Genomic DNA, 5,874 nt, shown 5'->3' with positions numbered 1-5,874 from the left:
TAAAAAGACGGAAGAATATGTTGTTTCTAAAGAATTCCAACATAGATTAGATCAGATCCCTGCTCTAAAAACCGCATTTTATAGATTGACACCTGGGCGGCAAAGAGCATATCTTCTTCACTTTTCATCTCCTAAGCAATCCAAAACCCGCGAGGCGAGAGTAGAGAAATATATGCCACAAATTCTTAATGGAAATGGTTTAAACGACGAGTAATTAAGGGTTGGATTAGTTCCGTTCCTTACGCAGATTTCGATTGCACTTATATGTTCTTGTTGGAATTATATGAAAATAAAAAAGCCTTTAAATCTTAGATTTAAAGGCTTTTTTTAAGTCGGGGTGGCAGGATTCGAACCTACGACCTCCACATCCCAAATGTGGCGCGATACCGGGCTACGCTACACCCCGAACTTGATTTACAATTTAGTAACTGAGTTACTTCGTTGTTGGGATTGCAAAAGTAGAACTTTTGTTTTTAATTTCAAAATATTTTTTAAAAATTTTTCAGAAACTTTAATCTGATGTTGATTTTCAATTTCTTAGTCTTTCAAAAAAAAAGAACCAGTACTAATTTCCTTGTTCTCACAGCTACTTTCCCGTTTGCTGTGCTGCAAAGGTAAATAAAAAAGGCACACTTTTATAAGATAACGTATTTTTTGGAGTGGAAAAGGGCTAATGTATTCTATTTCAAGGAGAAAATTTTTATCAGGTTTGTTTGTAAGCCCGAAATCTCCTGTTTGCCTGTTCAGAGCCTTGTAAACATTAAATTAATACTGAGGTTAAGCATGGTTAATGTTAAGGTAATATCGAAATAGTTCTTTTGTATTAATTATTCGATTGAAAATCAAATCTTTTACTATATGGTTAACCGATACTTAAGGTTGCTTTTTTTTATATTGGCTGCTTTAGGGCAATTGTACGCTGTACAGGGCAGGGCTCAAACCGACAATCGTGAACTGCTGAAAAGAACGGAACAGCTGAGCAGGCAATTTCCGGATTCTGCTTTTTTATTGTTGAGAAAGCTCTATGCCACAGCAGAGAACGGTAAGGACATTCTGACAGCTGGGATTTGTATGCAACAAATGGGGCAGATTTGTTTTAACGAGGGACACTATGCTCAATCTCTGGATTTTTATCAGCGGGCGGAAAAGGTATTCAGTGAACAAAAGAATTCGGTATTATTGGCTGCGACGTTAAACTGCACCGGCCTGCTTTATTATTACAATAAACAAAATGACAAGGCCTGGAAGCATTATAACCAGGCTTTAGGTTTATATAGAAAATCAAATGACAGAGCTGGTGTTGCTGAAACCTATGGTAATTTGGGGCACTTGTTTGAGAAACGCCAGCAATACGACAGTGCTTCATTTTATCAGAATCGTGCACTTGCAGAATATAAGCGTGCCGGGAATAAGTTTGGAACAGCTAAGATCTATGAGAACCTGGGCAGTATTTATGAAGATCTGGCTAAATATGATTCTGCCTACCATTGTTTTAATACTGCCAGGGAGTTATATGAAGAAGAGCATAATGAGGTAGCGAGTATAGAGGTGGTCAATAACCTGGGAGACATACTAAGAAAAACAGGCAAATATGGCGAGGCTATGAAGCAGACACGAAAGGCTCTTCTACTTGCACAAAAAACAAACAACCTGTATCAAATCGGATCGGCTTACCGGGATATTGCCAAGACCTTTAGGTTGTTGAATCAACTGGATAGTGCTTATGATTATTTGGAGCTTAGCCGGAAATATACAATGGAGGTTTACTCTAAAGAAGGAACACAACAGACCTCTTTCCTTCAGATACTGTATGATACCGACAAGAAAAACAGTGAAATTGTCCGGCTGGAAAATATCAGGAAAACAAACAGAATTATTGCTATAGCTACCGGCTTGGTCCTTGTTCTGCTATTGATATTGGTCTGGACCATTTTTAGCCGGCAAAGGTTGAAGATCAGGGATGAGAAATTGATAGCCAGGAAGAATAGTGATGTATATAACGCGCAACGGGAGTTAATGGAGATGGAACTCCGGAATAAACAGCTGGAAGAAGAAAGCTTGAAACAAGAACTGGAACTAAAAACAAAGGAACTGACCTCACATACGCTCAACCTGATCCAAAACAACCAACTCCTTGAAGAGGTAAGGGAAAAGTTGCATGCCCTGGTGAAAGATGACAAACGGGATCAGAAAAAACAATTACAGCAAATTGTTCAGCAGATTACCCAGAGCTTTAACAATGATCAGCATTGGAAAGAATTTGCAAATATATTTGAACAGGTACATCAGAGTTTTTACGATCAGCTTAAAAAACTCAGTGATGATCTGACCTCTAATGATATGAGGCTATTGGCTCTTTTGAAAATGAACCTGGGTTCTAAAGATATTGCTTTATTACTTGGGATTTCTCAAGATAGTTTACGCATTGCGAGGTATCGTTTACGAAAGAAATTAAACATTCCAACAGGAGATAACCTGAGTACGTTTATCCAAACGATTTAGACTGGATTTGAGTGCTTAACAATGACTTAATATATGGATAATGAAAGGTTAATGGCGACTTTGTTGATTGTAAGTTGTTGTTTTACAGTCTTTTGTTGTTTTGTTTGTGACCTTGTTGCTTTGATGTATACGTCAGTTTTTGCATGTATCTTTTTTGTATACGGTGCTTTTTACAAAGCCCGGTTCTGAGTTCCCAAATTTGTCCTGTCAAAAATAAACGGCAGTCAATTAATTAAAAAATGAAGCGATTTTTACGAACACTATTTTTTTTATTATCAGGTATCACCGCAGCCCATGCAACAACCATTAAAGGGCGGGTATACGATTCAAAAACGGGAGAAACCCTGATTGGAGCAACAATACAGCTGGAAAAAACAGGCTTGGTCACTTCTACTGGTCTGGACGGTTCTTTTGAGCTAAAACATGCGCCAACAGGAAATTTTGTCTTAAGGGTATCTTATCTAAGGTACAAAACTGTATTGATGCAGCTTGAGATTCAAAAGGAAGACAACGACAAGCTTAAAATCTACCTGGAAGAGCAGAATGGAAAAGATCTGAGTGAGGTGGTTATCCAGGCCAAACATGATGGCTCTGCTGAAAAAACGGCACGCAGGCTGGAACAGCAATCCGTGCCCCTGGTCAATATGGTTTCAGGAAGGGCAATGGAAGTCTCTCCTGATTTGACTGTGGCGAATGTGATTCAGCGGGTTTCTGGTGTTTCTATTGAGCGTAACAGCAATGGAGATGGTCAGTACGCCATTTTAAGAGGGATGGATAAACGATATAACTATACCTTAGTTAATGGTGTTAAAATTCCAAGTCCAGACAATAAATATCGTTATGTGCCACTGGATATTTTTCCATCGGAACTTCTGGAGCGCCTGGAAGTTTATAAAACTTTGACACCTAATATGGAAGGTGATGCGGTAGGTGGGGTAGTGAATATGGTGATGAAAGATGCTCCTCAGCGTTTACAAATTAATGCGAATATAGCAACAGGCTATAATCAAATGTTCTTTGACCGTAGTTTTATGAGTTTTGATGCTTCCAGTATCAATCATAAATCACCATATGATCTTTATGGAAAAAATTACCAGGCAACCCAGAATGATTTTCCAAAAGGAACACGGGATTACAAATCGGCAAGCCCTGCACCAAATCTTGTAGGTGGACTTTCCATTGGACAACGGTTCCTGGACAATAAACTTGGAGTTATAATTGCTGGTAGTTATCAGAATACCTACAGAGGGTCCAACAGCACTTTTTACAATTCCGCAGTCGTTGATGCATCAAATAAGTACGGTAAAATTATCGGTCTGAGTGAAAGACAATATTCTGAACAGCAAAAGCGCTATGGTTTGCATGGGAAGATTGATTATATCTTTAATCAGCAAAATAAGATCAGTTTATACAACACTTATGTGAACCTGGTTAACCAGCAGGTGAGAGATGTAAAGGCTACCGATTTCTCCACAGATTATGATCCATCTATCGGAAAGGCGGAACTGAGTTACACAACACGTTCCAGGCTAACGGAACAACAGATCTACAATTCCACTCTTCATGGTGACCACAAACTGATTGGGGATCGCTTAAAAATTCAATGGTCGGCAGTCTATTCGTCGGCAAAAAACGATGTTCCCGATAATACATCTATATCATTAAGCGGGAAAAAAATTGATTTCACAGACCAGAGGACTGTGGTAAAGACTAATGGAAGCAGCAGCAGATGGGAACGCAATACAGATGAAGACAAAGCTGGATATCTGGATTTAACTTACACCGCAGATATTGGAGGAACAAACGTAGACTTTAGTGCAGGTGGCTTATACAGAGATAAACAAAGGGCAAGTTACTATAATAATTACACCCTAACGCCAGCGAACTCAGCGGCATTGTACGGTAAGGATTTTATTAATTATACGGATATTGCTTTTTCGATTCAAAATCCTGCGGGTGGGGTTAGTAATCCTTTAACCAATAATGCATCGGAAAAGATAACTGCCGGATATGGTATGTTTAAATTTACAAGTCATGACCTGCAGGTTGTTGGTGGTATAAGGGTAGAACATACCAATCAAGGATTTGAACTTCTTTTTCCGGCCGAAGAGAAATTTCCGAAAGGAGAGCAAGTCTATACTGATTATTTGCCAAGCCTGAACCTGAAATATGGGCTATCTAAACGTGAAAACCTGAGGGCATCCTATTTCCGTTCTTTGAACCGCCCTGGTTTTTATGAAATCCTTCCTGGTAAAGTGGTTAATGAAGAATATCAAGAGCGTGGAAATCCTGATTTGAAAAGAGCTTTAGCAGATAATTTTGATTTACGCTATGAACTTTTCCCCAATGGAACAGATCAAATCCTTGTAGGGGCATTTTACAAGCGAATTAAAGATCCTATAGAATACATCTTTAAGCCAGATGAAACCCGAGGACAGGATATTTATTATAGTCCAGGTAATTTTGGAGTAGCAAAGAACTATGGAATTGAACTGGACTACATTAAGTTTATCAGTAAAATCGGAATAAAAGCAAACTATACCTATACGCATTCCAGCATCACTACACCAAAGAGCTCACGGGTTATCAATGCCAGCGGATCTCCTGAAAATCTTATTGTTGAGCAAACCAGGCCGCTGTACGGACAGTCTGCCCACGTAGCAAATTTATCATTGCTTTATAAAAGCACTAAGAAAAAGTGGGATGCCCAGGTTGCTGGTTCTTATACCGGTCCAAGAATTAATACAGTTTCGCAGTTTGTAGATGCGGACCTATGGCAGGAAGGCTTTATCCAGATGGATGCTTCAGTAGAGAAGGGATTTAAAAATGGCCTTAGTGTTTTTATAAAGGCTGGAAATTTACTGAATACCCCATCGAGGCTTTTTATAAAAGGGACTAATCCCGGGGATGCGGCATTTGCTAAACAAGTTGATGGAAGAACCATCATTCGAGATGACGAATATAAGCAGACATATTTGCTGGGATTACGCTACAAACTTTAATGAATAAGTACATTTTAAAAACAACGAAAATGAAGTTTAAACAGTTATTTATATATTTTGCCTTGATGAGTTTAGGTCTGTCGGGCTGTAAAAAGGCAAATAGCGATGTAGACCCAGATACAGGAAACGGTACGGTTGCTGGTGATATTTCTGGTGTTTGGCAAAAAGGAAGTACACAGATCATAAAAGGGGACGTTATTGTACCTGAGGGGAAATCATTGATCATTGAGGAGGGAGTTACTGTACTCATGGACACACTCGCCAAGCCAGAGTTTATTGTAAAAGGTAATCTCTATGCTCAGGGTACTGCAGAAGCACCGGTAAGATTTACAGTTGATCCCGTATTCAGGACGGAAGCGAAAAAATTGGG

3 protein-coding genes, 1 tRNA gene and 1 pseudogene are annotated in these 5,874 nt (G+C 39.1%); 4 read left to right on the top strand and 1 reads right to left on the bottom strand.

Annotated elements, in window-relative coordinates:
- The coding region (locus VNZ46_RS07330; RefSeq protein WP_325559429.1) for a YdeI/OmpD-associated family protein at positions 1 to 214 on the top strand (214 nt) is incomplete at its 5' end.
- Positions 215 to 332: 118 nt separating this feature from the next.
- Here the strand turns inward: VNZ46_RS07330 and VNZ46_RS07325 are convergent.
- A tRNA-Pro gene (locus VNZ46_RS07325) sits at positions 333 to 406 on the bottom strand.
- A gap of 452 nt (positions 407 to 858) precedes the next feature.
- Between VNZ46_RS07325 and VNZ46_RS07320 the strand changes: the two genes are divergently transcribed.
- The 3 genes and pseudogenes from VNZ46_RS07320 to VNZ46_RS07310 form a co-directional block, all read left to right on the top strand.
- Positions 859 to 2,502, top strand: a complete 1,644-nt coding sequence (locus tag VNZ46_RS07320; protein ID WP_325559428.1) for a tetratricopeptide repeat protein — start codon at positions 859 to 861, stop codon at positions 2,500 to 2,502.
- A gap of 239 nt (positions 2,503 to 2,741) precedes the next feature.
- Complete coding sequence (locus VNZ46_RS07315) at positions 2,742 to 5,504, top strand: TonB-dependent receptor (RefSeq protein ID WP_325559427.1); 2,763 nt, start codon at positions 2,742 to 2,744, stop codon at positions 5,502 to 5,504.
- A gap of 29 nt (positions 5,505 to 5,533) precedes the next feature.
- Positions 5,534 to 5,874 (top strand): annotated as a pseudogene (locus VNZ46_RS07310) (right-handed parallel beta-helix repeat-containing protein); the annotation flags it as partial.

The sequence above is a fragment of the Pedobacter sp. genome (assembly GCF_035566355.1).
In the GTDB taxonomy this organism is placed as follows: Bacteria; Bacteroidota; Bacteroidia; order Sphingobacteriales; family Sphingobacteriaceae; genus Pedobacter.
The sequence above is the reverse complement of the archived record's forward strand: the minus strand, read 5'-3'. Positions and strand labels throughout refer to the sequence as shown.